The 15915-nt window shown below is 37.2% G+C and carries 11 protein-coding genes; 2 read left to right on the plus strand and 9 right to left on the minus strand.

Annotated features, from left to right (window positions below):
• From ACFQZI_RS18595 to ACFQZI_RS18610, 4 genes are all read right to left on the minus strand, one after another.
• Positions 1–1296, minus strand: a complete 1296-nt coding sequence (locus ACFQZI_RS18595) for an O-antigen ligase family protein (RefSeq protein ID WP_377145185.1) — start codon at positions 1294–1296, stop codon at positions 1–3.
• Between the two features lie 79 nt (positions 1297–1375).
• The gene (locus ACFQZI_RS18600) at positions 1376–3742 is read right to left on the minus strand and encodes a GumC family protein (protein ID WP_377145186.1); all 2367 of its coding nucleotides are present in this window, start codon (positions 3740–3742) and stop codon (positions 1376–1378) included.
• Positions 3743–3782: 40 nt separating this feature from the next.
• Positions 3783–4265 (minus strand): glycosyltransferase, encoded by a 483-nt coding sequence (locus ACFQZI_RS18605; RefSeq protein WP_377145188.1) that lies wholly within the window; start codon positions 4263–4265, stop codon positions 3783–3785.
• Positions 4266–4345: 80 nt separating this feature from the next.
• Entirely contained in the window at positions 4346–5083 is a 738-nt protein-coding gene (locus ACFQZI_RS18610) for a WecB/TagA/CpsF family glycosyltransferase (protein ID WP_377145190.1), read from the minus strand.
• A gap of 602 nt (positions 5084–5685) precedes the next feature.
• On the opposite strand from ACFQZI_RS18610, the gene ACFQZI_RS18615 reads away from it, so the two are divergent.
• Positions 5686–7338 carry a right-handed parallel beta-helix repeat-containing protein gene (locus ACFQZI_RS18615; protein WP_377145192.1) on the plus strand — a complete coding sequence of 551 codons (1653 nt, stop codon included), beginning with the start codon at positions 5686–5688 and terminating at the stop codon, positions 7336–7338.
• Positions 7339–7359: 21 nt separating this feature from the next.
• Here the strand turns inward: ACFQZI_RS18615 and ACFQZI_RS18620 are convergent, their stop codons facing one another.
• The 5 genes from ACFQZI_RS18620 to ACFQZI_RS18640 all read right to left on the minus strand — a co-directional run bounded on the left by ACFQZI_RS18620 (position 7360) and on the right by ACFQZI_RS18640 (position 14028).
• Entirely contained in the window at positions 7360–8466 is a 1107-nt protein-coding gene (locus ACFQZI_RS18620; RefSeq protein ID WP_377145194.1) for a glycosyltransferase family 4 protein, read from the minus strand.
• A gap of 60 nt (positions 8467–8526) precedes the next feature.
• The gene (locus ACFQZI_RS18625) at positions 8527–9516 is read right to left on the minus strand and encodes a glycosyltransferase (protein WP_377145195.1); all 990 of its coding nucleotides are present in this window, start codon (positions 9514–9516) and stop codon (positions 8527–8529) included.
• Positions 9516–10730 (minus strand): O-antigen ligase family protein, encoded by a 1215-nt coding sequence (locus ACFQZI_RS18630; RefSeq protein WP_377145197.1) that lies wholly within the window; start codon positions 10728–10730, stop codon positions 9516–9518. The genes ACFQZI_RS18625 and ACFQZI_RS18630 overlap by 1 nt, the downstream gene beginning before the upstream one ends.
• A gap of 154 nt (positions 10731–10884) precedes the next feature.
• The gene (locus ACFQZI_RS18635; RefSeq protein ID WP_377145199.1) at positions 10885–13230 is read right to left on the minus strand and encodes a GumC family protein; all 2346 of its coding nucleotides are present in this window, start codon (positions 13228–13230) and stop codon (positions 10885–10887) included.
• 6 nt (positions 13231–13236) lie between these two features.
• Entirely contained in the window at positions 13237–14028 is a 792-nt protein-coding gene (locus tag ACFQZI_RS18640; protein WP_377145200.1) for a polysaccharide biosynthesis/export family protein, read from the minus strand.
• Between the two features lie 416 nt (positions 14029–14444).
• On the opposite strand from ACFQZI_RS18640, the gene ACFQZI_RS18645 reads away from it, so the two are divergent.
• Positions 14445–15584 (plus strand): choice-of-anchor Q domain-containing protein, encoded by a 1140-nt coding sequence (locus tag ACFQZI_RS18645; RefSeq protein ID WP_377145202.1) that lies wholly within the window; start codon positions 14445–14447, stop codon positions 15582–15584.
• Positions 15585–15915 lie beyond the last annotated feature (331 nt).

A 15915-nucleotide genomic window follows, 5' to 3' on the forward strand; every position in this document is an offset into this window, starting at 1 on the left:
TTAATTGTATATTTTTTTTGATTTTTCGCGTTCAGCGATCAACAACGTCAGCAAAGTGATAAGCACAATAAGAATCCTTTTGTCGCTAATAGAGTAAACAGAGGCGAATGTGACCATCCAGCCGGAAAGACCCGCAATTATAAAAAAGATGATTTGATTTTTGCTTCCACCAAGGTATGCCTTAATGCTACTATATATAGGCGTTAAGATCAGTAAACAAAAAGTTATGAAACCTGTTAGGCCAAGTTCTGTCAAGATCATTAGATACCCGCTTTCGGGTTGGTCAAAGAATATTACATTCTTATCGATGTCTATGTAATAGTTATTTGAAAAGGCCATTGCATAACTACCGTAATTACCAATTCCCAATCCCAAAATTGGATGTATGCTATACCAGCCCAGTGCTTCATCCCATAGCGCGGCGCGAAAAATGTAATCGGCACTAAGTTCTTTTGCCCTGTCGAATACCACGAAGGTTTCTGAAAAGAAAACAAGCAAGATAGACGCTGCCACGGTTAATGAAAGAAACGCAATGCGGTACCGGATTCCTAACTTGAATAAAAGTATCACCATACCGGTGAACACGCCGAAAAGGGCGGTTCTTCCGCCGGTTTTAATAAGCGCTATTATTACCAGCAAAAAAAGAACATAATTTTTCCATCCGGGACTATCAATGCTTTTAAAATCTATTAGGAATAGAAAGCCCAACATTACCAAGAATTGCCCATACTTTTGGGGGTCGTGAAAGAAACTCGGATAACGGGGATCGCCATACATGAGCGTGTTCCTGTTAAGTGACTGATAAAATGTAAAACCAAGCCCAAAGATGACCTGAACTGTCAAGAACGCTATAGATATTAAAACGCTCAATTTTAATATTCTGATTACTTCCAACTGAAATTCACTATCTGATGAACACTCCATCAATAATGCCTTACCAAATATAAATACCGGAAATAGCGAGAAAAAACTCAATATAGAGTTTCTCAAAAATTGGGAATTAAGGCTACCTAAAAAGGCACTTGTTATCAATAAAAAAAACAAAATATAGTAGATACTATATCTGTTCTTTTCCTTTTTTAACATAAAATCTTTAAAGAAAAGGATGCAAATGATATAACTTATTACGTCGAAGACTTTAAATCTCCCCCACTCTACCGGGGTAATAGCCAGATCCATTACCGGTAGAAGAAACAAAACCGATAATAAATAAGCCCTCTTAGAAAATTGATAAAATACAAGTGCGCTTAAAAACAATAATATGCCGGCTGCGGCAAGTAAGTGTTCCAGCTTCATAATACTGCCTTTAAACGATTATAAATAACCGAAAATGCGATTTTGCCCTGCCCGCTTATGCGTATCATTAAGTATGTAGTTAAAAACGATTAGAAAAGTTGCTAAATACATTTGCAATCCATGACCGCTTTTTTGATGTATAATAAGTATCGGTATACTCATAACCACTACCAAACTTTGCACTTTGCACACCATTAAAAATCACCTGGACATTAGATAAATTATTCTCGCTTACTGTTTCTCTTAAAAATTCCAACTCCGCTTTACCGGTTACACCCTGTCTCATCAGATACAAAGTTAAATCAGCGAAATGCGATACAATCAGGGCGTCGGGAACAAGATGAACTGGCGGTGTATCAAGTAATATAAAGTCATATAGTTGCTCTAATTTGGAAATGAGTTCGGTCAACTTTGTCCCTTCCAGCATCTCTGACGGATTTTCTGGTACTACCCCGCTGAAAATCACATCAAGCCCCTGCCGTATGGCAGACGGCTTTATAATATCTTCAAATTCAGCCTTACCACCCAGGTACTCACTGATGCCGGGCGTAACGTTAGGCTGGTTTATCACCGTTCCCAATTTTGGCCGGCGCATATCAAGTTCTATCAAAATAGTCTTTTTCCCCGAAATTGCCAGTGACGAAGCCAGGTTTACGGTAGTAAAACTTTTACCCTCTCCCGGGATGCTTGATGTAACCATTAAGGTTCGCGCATTATTTTTTTCCGGTAGCAAAGAATGTAGTTTTGTGCGTAGAGCCCTAAATTGTTCGGTAATTGCGCTTACTTCTTTGGATTCAAAAATCAAAAAGTTTTCTTCAGACTGATATGGAAATTGGCTTATTACCTGCAAGCCCGTTTTTTCTTTGATATCCTCAACATCTGTTATTTTATTTGTAAGACTATTGCGGCCACGTATGATGCCTATGGGAATACAAAAGCCGAAGATAAATGCAGCTGCCAGTGCAACCATTTTTAAGGGATTACGTGCTTTTGCAGCATACGCCTTATCAACAACACGATCATCTGTAAGCGTAGCTGCGTATCTAACAGATACTTCTTCTTTCTTTTGCAACAAATAAGTATAAAGGCTTTCTTTTATAGCTTGCTGACGCTTGATGCTAATATACTGCCTTTCCTGTTTGGGAATATCCTTTATAGAAGTTTCAAAACGATTGTTGAATGATTGAAGTTGAGAAAGCGTGCTGGATAAAGAAGATTTAATGTTGCGCACACTTTCTTTTATAGCTGCTTTAGTAATACTGAGTTGTCTGTTTATAGGCTCAAAATCCGGGTTAGTTTCCGGCGTGGTCGCCAGTAATCTTTCGCGCTGTAACTGTAGATCATTCAATTTTTCCACCAGACTGATCAAGGTTGGATCTGTGATACCCAGCGTAGTAGGTGCCTTACCTGAGTTTAGAGAAGAGTTAACATAGCGTTCAATGCCATTAATCGTGTTCAATTGAACATTTATTTCGTTCAACTTTGCATCATTAGATTGCATGTTTTCCAGGCTGATCTTAGAATCTGCACTGATGTCTGTTAGTCCTCTGGAGCTTTTGAAGGTCTCAATCCCTTTCTCGGCATCATTCAACTCACCCGTAAGGGAAGAAAGCCGCTCGTCAATAAAATCCAATGTGCTTTTTGTTTCGCGGTTTTTTTCGACGGTTCCGGCGAGGTTATAATTGATGATCAGTCGGTTGAGAATATCTTTACCTCTTCCCGGATTACTATCTTTTAGAGATAACGAAACAGCCGTTGATAGTTTATTTGGCGTACTTACCTGTATTTCTTTCTGGTAATAAAGCGCCAAATCTTCCGGATCACTAACAATTATTCCAATCTCCCTGCCTATATAATCTTTTAATAAAGGCGTAGACTGGATGGTGGTCTCACCAAATAAGGATTTAAAAGGCTGGCCGAATGTAATGTTCTTTTCAGAACCATCAGAATCTTTAAAAGTACCGGATTTACTATCCTTGATAGTGAGGTTTACCTTATTATAATTATCCGGATAATTAATATCTCCTGTGAAAGCAAGTCTTACAGGAGTTTCTTTATACAAATCATGTTTTGAAATGCCTTTTGTAATAAAGTAATTTACCGAAAGGTCAAGATCGTGAATAACTTTGCCTATGAGCTGCTTCGATTTTAATACCTCTACCTCATTTTCGATTTTTTTAGAAACATCCGACAAATCGATCTCATGTAAAGCAGAACGTTGCTGATCGGGTTCCTTAGAGTCATCCTTAATAATCAAGGTAGCTTTTACTTCATACAATGGCTTAGCGTACGATATATATATTATAGCCGGAACTAAAGTTATTAATAAGCAAACTACAAATAACGGCCAATGAAATAAATACATATTGATGATGCCCTTTAACCTCTGAGAAGTATTTTTTTCGGGCACCAAAGAAGTTGGTTTTGGTGTAAACTGTGTATTCATATAAGTGATAAGATCGGTTAGTGAATAAAGGGAGCTTAATTTACTTTTTAATATAATTTCCCAATGAAGCCAATAATTCGGTTGAGGCTTGTTCCCCAACCTGATGCAAGGACTCAATTTTATCAGGCCAGATCTCCAGGATTTTTGCTATAAGTTCATCCTCGTCATATGCTACATGCACAAACTTTAAATCATCAAGTTTTTTTGCTGTAGCTAACTGATGCTCATTCCGGTGTTCATTATATTTTAAAAGCCTTGGCATAATAACAATGGGCTTTGCCTTTACCAACGCAGAAATAATCGTACCCATCCCTGCATGGCTTATGATCAATGTAGCATTCTTGATATTCTGGTCAAAATCATCCGGCGTCATAAACTCAGATATTTTAACATGCGTTGCTTTATAGTTTTTGGAAAATGCCTGCACATGAAAGGGAACGTTATTTAATTTGGAAGCAATAACATCTACAGCTTTTAAAAGCCTGTCAAAGGGTTCCTGAGTTCCGGTAGTTACAAAAATCATTAGAATAAATATTGAGTAGTCAATCGACTTTAATTAGATTATCACAGGTTTGCGTTTCTGTTAATTGCAGCGGGAGATCCCTATGTAGATGCACGATCATAAAATTTTAATTTCAGTAACTTCATCAAAAATATGGGTCCGTAGTATAAATAGCGCTTATACATTCTCCTTGGCTCATTTATCAATCGGCCTAACCATTCCATACCCATTGACCGCCAATATTTTGACGGACGTAAGACAGTTCCGGCGTAAAAATCAAACACTGCACCTATAGCACAAATAATATTGCTGTGTATAGCATTTTTATGTTCATAGATCCATTTTTCCTGTTTTGGAGCGGTCATTCCCACAAACAAAACATCAGGTTTAAATCTATTGATAGCTTTGATCATGTGATTATTATCCTGATCTGAGAAATTCTTTTTAAAAGGTGGTGAAAAACTTCCTACAGTTATATTCGGGAATTCTCTGGCAATTCTTATTTGGATAAGTTTCAAAGTTGTTTCGCTGGAGCCCAGGTAGAAACATCGCCCACCTGTCTCATTGAGCTTCTGCAATAAGTGTTGGTGTATATCATTACCCGCGATCTTATGAATAACTTTCCTGTTAAGCAACCGTACCGCAAGAGTGATACCCACTCCATCGGGAAGTAGAATATCCGATTCCTGTAAAGCTTTTTTAAACGCAGCATCCTTTTCTGCTATAGTGTAGGAAAACTGATTGATCGTGTTGAGAACAAATTTGTTCTTTAAACTTATTTGCCGAACATCTCCGTCAAAAATTGAATACCCTGAAAAAGCAACTGGTATATTGATCATTTACAAAACGCTAACACAGCATTGTTTACAATAACTATACCAAATACCATTATGCACACTTAGCGTAAGGCAAGATGGACTTATTACTTTTTACTTTCTGAGCATCTACAGCATATCGATGCACTTCTCAATTGTTACATCCGGTTAATTGTCGCGTTTTGTAACCTTTCCTGATGTACAGGCGTATACCTCGACATTCATGCGAACATCAAATGATTAAAGTGAATAACAGCATACTCAAAACTGCAGGAATGAATAAAGCCTATTATTTCAAAATGCTAAAAGCTAACGGGTTATTTGCATTTATGTGTTTTATGCTTGCAGTATCATCTAACATCAGTTTTGCTGCAACTTATTATGTGTCTTCCAGCTCGGGTAATGACAGTTACCAGAGCAGCCAGGCACGGGAACAGCGTACGCCCTGGAAAAGCATTGATAAGGTTAATTCATTTTTTAAGTATCTTAAAGGTGGCGATACCGTATTATTTAAACGCGGAGACGTTTTTCCGGGAGTAATCATACCTTCTAAATCTGGTTCTTATTTCGCACCAATTTATTTCGGGGCTTACGGAACCGGCACAAGCCCTGAAATAAGCGGTTTGGTGAATATCAGTTCCTGGAAAGAAGTAAAAAATGGAATTTATGTAAGTGAAAGTGAGTCCACCGGAACAAATCTCATTATAAACAGCCAACAACAACAAATTGGCAGATATCCGAATACCGGGTACCTTACTATTCAATCCACCTCCGGAAATAATCAAATCTACGGCCCACAGTTGCCCGTAAGCACTTACCATTCAGGCGCGGAAGTGGTGATCAGGAAAACCAGATGGATAATAGACCGCAGCCCCATTATTTCGCAAACAAGTAATTCTTTGACTTTTGAAGGGAATAAAAATATTGCAAAAAAAGGTTATGGCTATTTTATTCAAAATGACATCAAAACCCTGGATAGACCAGGAGAGTGGTTTTATGACAAAACTAAAAAAGCCATGTATGTTTACTTTGGTAAAATTAAGCCTTCATCGGTATCTGTAACAACAAGTGCCTTCAAACATGTTGTGGATATACAAAAATTCAACTATCTGTCATTTGAAAACATCAGCTTCACCGGTGCCGGTCAATGTGCTTTTAACATTGTTCAGTCTAAAGGCATTTCTATTAAAAACTGTAACATTAATAACTCAGGTTCTGAGGCGGTACTCGCCTCTTACAGCCCGTATTTAATGATTGAATCCTGCACCATCAGTAATTCATTGAGCGGTGGACTGAATTTAGATGCAGGATGTACAAATGCCGTTATACATAAAAACAAAATTTTGAATACCGGCTTATTTGCAGGTATGGGTAAAAGTGGTACCGGTACTTATGAGGCTATCACTTCATTTGGTGACAATACAGTAATTGAAAAAAACAGGATTGATAGTGTGGGTTACAATGGCATTTATTTCGGTGGTAACTCGGCTATAGCAAAGAATAATTATATTTCTTTCTTTTGTTTAACAAAAGATGACGGCGCAGGAATTTATCTTGGGGACTGGTCTAAAACTTTCAATAAAAAAGTTGAAGGGAACATTATACTTCATGGTATTGGTAACGGAAAGGGTACTGACCATGAAAAGTCGTTACAAGCGGAGGGAATTTATATCGACGATAATACAGAAAGTGTATCGATACTCGACAATACCGTATCCTTATGCTCCAATAATGGGATAAAGCTTCATAATGCCAAGGATATTGATGTTTATAATAACACCGTTTTCAACAATGGAATTCAGTTAAGGTTAGAGCAGGATCACTACCTTGCCTCCAGCAAATATATCAGGAACAATAATATAAAAAGGAATACATTCTTTTCTGCGAGTATACAGCAAGCCGCCGCAAAGTTTACAACTAACCAAAACGATATAAAATCATTCGGCAAGATTGATAGCAATATATACTGTGCGGCAAGAATACCCTCTAAGGCTAAAGTTTTAAAAGGCGTAATGCAGAAGGAACCGCAGGTAGCTTCTGCTATTACTAAAATCCAGTCTGAAAATGGCCATATCAGATTTGAATTTAACGCCAGTGCCGAAGTTAAAACGCTTACGCTTGATTCCAGTTATGTTGATGTACAAAATAAACAATATGCAAAAACGGTTACACTTGGCCCCTATTCATCACTAATATTGATCGCCTCCAACCCAAACAATGTTAACAATATATCGTCCGTTCAAGACGCTTTGGTCATTAACAAAACTTTTGAAAAATAATCCCTATCCGGGCAATGATAGCTACTTATGCCTGGTAAGTTGTTCGAAAATGCCGGACAGCTCTATAGCTATTTGCTCTTTACTGAACATAAGCGAGAGTGCCTTATTTTCTTCCCGCATGCGGCTAATCAATGCTTCGGACGCTAATAAACGCTCAATTGCTTGTGTTACACTTTTGGTATCTTGAGGATTTACCCATAAACAATTATCAGGCTCTTTTAAATAATCCTTCGCTGCTCTAATTTTGGTTGTTATAACCGCCAGGCCAGCTCCTATCGAATTAAACAAGGCCATAGGGAAACCCTCAGGAAAATACGTTGGAAAAACCAATATATCGCTATTAGCGTAGTATGGAATCACGGCGTGTTCAGGTATAAACCCTGTGAGAATGACATGGTTAATCAAATCATTTTGTGCAATGATCTCTTTTAAACGGCTAACCGCTTCTCCATCTCCTACCACTATTAATGTTAGCGGATATTTGTTATTCATTATTGTAAAGGCTTCAACAACTTCAATTATTCCCTTCTCTGCTATTAACCTTCCTGTAAACAACAGAATTTTATGATTTGGCGGGATGCCTAAGCCAACTCTAAAATTTTCGTCCCTCTTAAACTGGAAATGCCTTACGATATTTTTAACAACAAACATTTTTTGTCGGTCAAAAAAGTCCAGCTCAATTAATTTGCTTCTCTCCTCAGATGATAAAAAAAGCCAGGCAGATACGTTCCTTTTTAAAAACGCGAGTATGGTGTTCTTAAACACACTGCTGTTATTTTGTACAACACTGAGATCCGACCCATGGGATTTGATGACAAATAAAACCTTCTTTCTGTATAAGGCTTTAACGATGCAGATTGTTAAAAAATCCCTGATCCCAGCAAGCTTTTCAAGTCTCGAATTAAAGTAAATAATATCGGGATTAAATGATTTGGCAAGCTTTGCTAATTGATAAGCATTTTGATAAATCACCAATAACCGTTTAATAACGGAGTTATATCCATCTTTTGCCGTGTAAGCAAATGGTTTGCAAATGTACCCTAACTCCTCAAGGCCGGTTAACTCATCAAGAGCTATCTCTACATGGCTTTTACTCGGAATACTTATTAAAACCCTTTTACTTTGCATATTATAGTATTTTAGGACTAAAGGTATCCGTCATTTGCATAATTCTGTAAGCATAAATCATTAACTTCTTGTCCTTGTAATAACTTCAGATCGAGTTATCAAACAGTATAAATACATGATTAATGAATATAATGATGGTGATAAGTTATGAAGTAAAAAAGCATACTTATGTTTTTTGGCAACGTGAGGATCATCTTTAATAAAGGTCTTAAGCTTATTCAGATGGCTACACACCTTTATATATGTTGATGAAAACTTATTTTTACGTGCAATAAGCAACAAATTAAGCAGGGATATATTTGCCATGACATCAAAAGCCTTTGCGGCAGCAATAACTTCGCTATCTTCCCGGTTAACCAGTTCAACAATTTGAGAAGATACCTTTATCGTTTCAAAATATGGCTCCCCAAAACGACTCATACTCGTAGAGTTATTCCTTACCCTGTAATAGTAACCAACTATTGGGTCGAATGTAACAACATCTGCCGCTAAAAACACTTTGCACATGAAAAGAATATCTTCGTAAATAGCACCTTCGAAACGAATTTGTTTTATGATATCAGATCTGACGATTTTATTATTGGCACTGTAATTAAATGTGCCCTTCAAGAACATATATAGGGCATCACGGTGTGTATAGCTAATTTTTTCTGAATATTTCAATGTTGTTATAGGCTTATTCGGCATGATAACGTCCATTCCGCATACTGAAATGTCAGCATTTTGTTCAAGAGCATTTTTAATCAGTATCTCGTACATATCTGGCGCAATGGTGTCATCACTGTCAATAAAACCAATATAACTTCCGGTAGCAGCCTCCAGGCCTTTGTTTCTTGCTGCCGAAACACCTTGATTTTGCTGGTCAATCAACCTGATACGGCTATCTTTTTGGGCGTACTCTATACATTTCAGGAGGCTTTCATCTGTAGAGCCATCATTAACAATTATCAGCTCAAATTCGGTATAAGTTTGCGCCAGCAAAGATTGGATACATTCATCGATGTATTTTTCTTTATTGTATACCGGGACGATAATTGACAACATTTTCATCACTCTTGCATTAAGGTCTGATTTGAGTTCTCATTATCAATTGAAGACAACGGATAAGATATGATCATTACGATCATACTGACAACCACTAAAAGTATCCGGATATCCCAAATAGAATAGACGGTATTAAATTCAACAAGAAAGCAAACCAATGAAGCCACAAAAAAGGATATCCTAAAGTCTGCCCAACCTTTTAGTTTATAATAAACGCCACGGAGAGCTGGTGTGATCAAAAACATCATGAATATAAAAAAACCGGTAAAGCCTAACTCAACCATTATTTTTAAATAGCCGTTTTCCGGCTGATTGAAATACAGCAATTCACCCTCGTTTATTTCAAGGTACTGGTCTTGCGCATGGCGCATAACGTACTTCTGGTAATTCTCGGGGCCTATGCCCAGGTAAGGATGCTCCTTAGATATATCAATAGCTTTCTGCCATATAGATCTTCTAAACAAATAATCTTCTGACAGGCTGCCGGTACGTGCAAAAACACCTTTGTTGGGAGACACGAAGGTATAAGTTAAAAATAAAGCCAAGAACAGGACTATACCGTATATCCGAAACCTGTTGGCGGTTATAAAAAAAATGATCAAAAGCCCCGCAACAAAACCACCGAAGGCTGCCCGGCTGCCGGCCAAAAATATCCCGGCTAAAGAAAGTGCAAAAAGTGAATAGTTGATAATAAGCGTTCGCCGTGATGCTTTTTTTGAGTTATACAAATAAACGAAACTACCCATAGCTAAATATTGGCCGCTGGCTTGTGAATCGTAAAAAACACCTGGGTACCTAATTAAATTGAGACTGGCGTCAAACGTGTTCGGGCCAAGTTCAGGGTAGAACGTAAACCTTAATCCTACTACCCACTGTATGAAAATAAATACCAGAGCTATTGAGTAGCTAATTTTAAGTGCCTTTACTGCCCGGGTTATAAAAGATGGATTGATATGACACTCTTTTACAAAATATCTTGCAAATATAAATACAGGTAAAATTTTAAAAAGGTTTAAAAACGCCTGATCCGGGAACTCCGACGCCAAACCACTAATGATAACGATAACGGCGAAGAGAATAAATAATACAAAGTAAAAATTAGTTTTATTCAGCCTGTCAATAACCAGAAAGTCCTTCAATAAGGTAAAAAGGCAAAAATAAGTAATAACATCAAATGTTTTCCAACCTCCCCATGCCTCTGTTGTAACCTTCAAATTCATTAAAGGCAAAAACAGCAACACAAATATTATTACCGACTGTACACTATTACTTTTAAAAAATATATAAACAAAAAATAAGAAAAGCGTTATTACAGGTAAAATGTAAATAAGGTTGTTAAACATTTCTAAGTATTCCTATCAGCAGTAAACAGATCTAAAAACGACTTAGAAACAGCTTCCACTTTTTTGCAAAAGGTACTTTTTTGCCGTCAGTTGTATAATAACTTGTATCGTAACTGTATCCATAACCATATTTGCCTGTAGTAACTCCGTTAAATATCAAATTAATTTTCGGTAACTTCTGATCGTCACATATATCCAGGATAAATGACAGTTCAGACTTATTTGTAACACCTTGTCTGATCACGTATAACGTTACATCCGCTACCCTGGCAATAATAATGGCGTCTGTTACGAGGTGCAAAGGAGGGCTATCAATAATAATATCGTCGAAATCTTCCCTTAACCTGGTTATCAAATGCTCCAAACGGTCCTTCTCCAGTAATTCGGAAGGGTTCGGCGGTGTCTGACCGCTATTTAACACCCATAAATTTTCTACGCCTGATGAATGAATTATCTGTACGGGGTCGATATCAGATGCCAGATATTCACTTATTCCGTGGCTATCATTCTTTATATTAAACAATGCCGATATTTTCGGCTTCCTAAGATCCATTTCCAGTACAGCAGTTTTACGGCCCGAATTGGCAAGCGATATGGCAAGATTGGCGCTGATGAAGCTTTTCCCTTCGTTTGATACGCTTGATGTAAGTAAGGTAACCCGTCCCCGGCCCTTTCTGTTTTCATGTAAAAAATGCAGGTTAGATCTAAGATATTTGAACTGCTCGCCAACTACATGATTCTTATGATCGAAAATATTAGATTCTTCTGTATGGTTAGAAAACTCGCCGAGAATCTTTAATCCAATATATGATTCAATCTGCCTGCGGTCGGTTACTTTGTTTTTAATGGCCGACCTTAAAAATACGATCAGGAAAGGCACGCCGGCTCCTATCAACAAAGCAATTATAGCAATAAGCGGTGTTTTAGGCCAAACAGTATCCTCAACGTTTGCATGGTCAACTATCCTTGCATCAGCCAGCGTAGATGCGTACCTAAGGGATACCTCCTCTTTCTTTTGAAGCAGGTATACATATAAATTCTCTTTAATAGATTGCTGACGCTTTTTGCCAAGAAACTGACGTTCCTGACCAGGGATATTTTTAATGGATGATTCAAACTTGTTATTGAAGGATAGCAACTCTTTCTTTGCCGCCAAAAGGGATGATTTAATACTAGCAATGTTTTGCTTGATGGCTACTTTTGTGGTACTGATCTGCCTGTCTAATGGCTCAAAAAGCGGGTTGGCGCTGGGGGTGGTTGCCAGGAGAGCAGATTTTTTTAATTGCAATTGGGCGACCTTATCAATCAAACTATTTAAAGCAGGATCATTTATTCCTACTGTAGCAGGTGGATTTTCGTTGTTGGAGGTAGAATTTACATATCGCTCTATCCCATCGATAATGTTAAGCTGCACATTTACCTCATTTAGCTTACTATCGTTTGATTGAACATTCTCTAAATAAACCTTCGACTGCGAATCGATGTCAGTTAAACCCTGGCTGCTTCTGTATCCTTCTACATCATCTTCTGCCAAATTCAATTCACCTGTTAACGAAGCAAGACGATCATTAATGAATTTCAGGGTCGATTCCGTTACTCTCTTTTCCTCCGAAAAGGTGGCTTCGTTATAAGTTTTTATCAAATAATTTACGATAAGCTTGCCCCGTTCAGGAAGCTCATCGTTTAGATATATGCCAATAGTTGGAGTGGCTTTATCTAATAAATGAGCGTCTAAAGCCTTAACATAATCATTAGTTACCTTATCGGGCGAGTTTAAGGTGATCTTAATTTTACGGCCTTTGTATTTATTGACAAATTCCGTGGATCTTAAGGTCCATTTTCCAAATTCGTTATCAATTACCTGGTCAAACTTATGAGTAGTAACATTTCCGCGACCGTCCTTTATCTGAAATCTCGTTTGGTCTTCAATAATTACAGTCAAAGTTACAGGGCTTTTAAGCGCAGGCTCTTTAAGGGTTAGCATCTTAACCGGCGAGGTTAAATAAAGATCATCGGCATTCCAAAACTCATCAGTTTTATAACTCACCCATAAATTGAGATCTTTTACAACCTTATTGATCAATGCAGACGATTTCAGGATCTGTATTTCCGTCTCTGCATTTTTAGGAGTGTTGGACTGATCAAGCTCTTGCAAAGCATTTTTCTCACCAGGAACTTTTTTCTCATCCTTAACCAATATAGATGCACCGACCTGATAAACCGGGTTTACCGTTTTAATGTATATAAATGCTAACAAAAAGGCCAGCGTTAGCCCCGTCAGAAACAGCGGCCAATGGAATAGATATTTTGTTAAAAGAACCCTGATGTCAGTAAACCTGTGGTCGTCTTCCCGCCTGTTCAAATTATTTTTAGTCACTAATGCTTAACGCTTAAATAAAGAAATGGTTATGGCCAATACAGATAATGCAGAAATTATAAGGCTCGCGTTTTGGTATCCCTTATCACTTACCGTAGATAATTTTGCTTTGCTTGGTGTTACATAAATAAGATCGTTAGCCTTTAGATAAAAATATGGGGATTGAAAAAGGGTTTTTGAGGTAAGGTCAATTGGAATATATTGCCTTTTACCGCTTATTTCCCGTACAAGAATCACCCTGTTCCTTATACCTGTAATATTCATATCTCCTGCTAAGCCCAATGCTTCTGGAATAGTTAACCGTTCACTTGGGCTTGTATATACATTAGGGCGTAGTACATCCCCAATTACCGCAACCTTAAAGTTCATAACCGTTACTGTAACAGAAGGTTTGGCCAAGTAAGGTGAAAGCTGACGCTCTAATTGCTCCGCAAGTTGTTGAGAAGTTAAACCTGAAACTTTTACAAAACCAAGTAAAGGTAACTTTACCTCGCCCTTTTGATTTACAGTGTAGCCATAATTTGCGTTTGTAGCATTTGCAGCAGCATTTTGAAGGTTATTACTAAATACAGCATCTGCTTCCGGATTTTTGCTGGTAACGCTTATAGAAAGCTGTGTGTGGGGCTGAATAGTAAAATCTGTATAATTGTTAATATCTTCAGTAGATACCTGCGCCATGTTTACATCCTCAAAATAAGGGATTTTTTTGTAGGAATTACATGATGACTGACTAAACAGCACAGTAAAGCAGGCAATGGTCAGAATAAAAAATTTAGGTTTGATAGATGTAATGTTCATAAATTACGTTAATAGATTTTGATAAATAAGTTATGCAATTGATATCTCGAATGTGAAGACATGTGAAATTGTAATAAGTTTGCGCGTGATCCGATTTGTACAATAATCTTAACCTTTATCAACATTAATGCCACGAAGGGCTGATCTGCATTATGCAGTTAAAGAACCAGTAAGCAATCGATTCTCTTAGAACCCACAAACAAAATATTTATTAGCTTGGTACCCTTACATATATTATGAAGCTTTTTATTTCTTTAGTACTTGTATTTATAAGTTGCGTTAGTGCACAATCTAAAAATTATTACGTAAGCTCCACTAAAGGTGACCGGCGAAATAAAGGTACCAACCCGGCAAAACCAAAGAAAACAATACAGGAAGCGGCATCACTTACCCACCCGGGTGATACTGTTTTTGTAATGAACGGCACTTACACAAATGATTGTGAAACCTGTAATGTATTGGAGGTGAATAAAAGTGGAAAGAAAAATAAATTCATAACTTTTAAAAATTATCCGGGGCATAAACCTGTAATTTCTTTTAACGGTTGGGCGGGAATTTCCATACTTTCCGGCGTGAGTTATGTAGCCATTACGGGCTTCGAAATTATAGGAAACAATAGTAAGATTACACTTAAGCAGGCACTCCAGCAGCCTGGCAATTGTAAAAGTAAGAAAAGTAATTTTGACCCCAGGTTTAATGGGAATGGCATTACTATAGAGGGAAAAACTAACAAATACTCTCATCATATCCTAATCAGTAATAACAAAGTACATGATTGTGGCGGCGGTGGAATCGGCGCGGTACATGCTGATTACATCACTGTTGAAGATAACTTAGTTTATAATAATTCATGGTACAGCCTGTTCGGTACAAGCGGAATTTCTTTTTACCAATTCAAAAATTACGACCATGCAAAAGGATATCATAATTTTATAAGGAGAAATAAATGTTTTAATAATAACTCCTTTGTACCCTGGTTTAAAACCTGTGAAATAAATGATGGTAACGGGATTATTATTGATGACTTTAGAAACAGGCAAAATGGTTCGAGGCTTGGCAGGTACGAATCAAGAACACTCATTGAAAACAATATATGCTGGTATAATGGTGGCACTGGTATACACACTTTTCAGAGCGATCATGTGGATATTATTAACAATACGGCATATTGCAATTCGCAAGGCGGCGGACTTAAGGCCGGGCAGATACTTTCAGGGATGGGTGACGATAATAAGATCGTCAATAACATTTTAGTCTCCGATGCCAATGTGCCTCTTAATTCCAATTACTCCAACACCAACTTAACCTATGAAAATAACCTACACTATAATGTTACCGTGCCTTCTAAAGCAATTATCAATGTTACCTCGGCTACCTGTATATATGCCACCCCATTTTTTGTAAAACCAGATAAAAGTCTGTTGGCAGATTTTAGACTTTTGCGCGGAAGTACCGCGATCGATCGTGGTAATACTCAGTGGAAATCTTCATCAGATTTTAACCTTTTTTTAAGACAGGATACACGCCCCGATATTGGTGCTTACGAGTTTAAATAATATTTCGTTTTGGTTACAAAAAAAACGAAAATTATAGATAAACCTAATTCTTTTAAAATTCATATTTAAGAGAGTGTGTAAAATATTTCACATTATGTAGATATTATTACCCATTTTTCCACACTATGTTTTATATTTCAATGGTTTAAATTATTATTATTTTCTTTGTTAAGATGTTAATCATAGAATCTCAGTAAAATATATGATACAATATTTTTAGGCAGTATAAAACTTTTTTACTTATTAAATAAATTTATTACGCCCTTAAATAGTATTGATAGTTTGTTGAAACGAGTTTTCTACAAACAATTGATATTATCTATGAGCAAGT

The sequence above is a fragment of the Mucilaginibacter lutimaris genome (genome assembly GCF_042676625.1).
GTDB classification, from domain to species: domain Bacteria; phylum Bacteroidota; class Bacteroidia; order Sphingobacteriales; family Sphingobacteriaceae; genus Mucilaginibacter; species Mucilaginibacter lutimaris.

Coding starts and splice junctions, on each gene's coding strand:
- ACFQZI_RS18595 (WP_377145185.1), bottom strand. CDS start 1,296: ATGAAGCTGGAACACTTACTTGCCGCAGCCGGCATATTATTGTTTTTA.
- ACFQZI_RS18600 (WP_377145186.1), bottom strand. CDS start 3,742: ATGAATACACAGTTTACACCAAAACCAACTTCTTTGGTGCCCGAAAAA.
- ACFQZI_RS18605 (WP_377145188.1), bottom strand. CDS start 4,265: ATGATTTTTGTAACTACCGGAACTCAGGAACCCTTTGACAGGCTTTTA.
- ACFQZI_RS18610 (WP_377145190.1), bottom strand. CDS start 5,083: ATGATCAATATACCAGTTGCTTTTTCAGGGTATTCAATTTTTGACGGA.
- ACFQZI_RS18620 (WP_377145194.1), bottom strand. CDS start 8,466: ATGCAAAGTAAAAGGGTTTTAATAAGTATTCCGAGTAAAAGCCATGTA.
- ACFQZI_RS18625 (WP_377145195.1), bottom strand. CDS start 9,516: ATGAAAATGTTGTCAATTATCGTCCCGGTATACAATAAAGAAAAATAC.
- ACFQZI_RS18630 (WP_377145197.1), bottom strand. CDS start 10,730: ATGAATTTGAAGGTTACAACAGAGGCATGGGGAGGTTGGAAAACATTT.
- ACFQZI_RS18640 (WP_377145200.1), bottom strand. CDS start 14,028: ATGAACATTACATCTATCAAACCTAAATTTTTTATTCTGACCATTGCC.
- ACFQZI_RS18645 (WP_377145202.1), top strand. CDS start 14,445: ATGAACGGCACTTACACAAATGATTGTGAAACCTGTAATGTATTGGAG.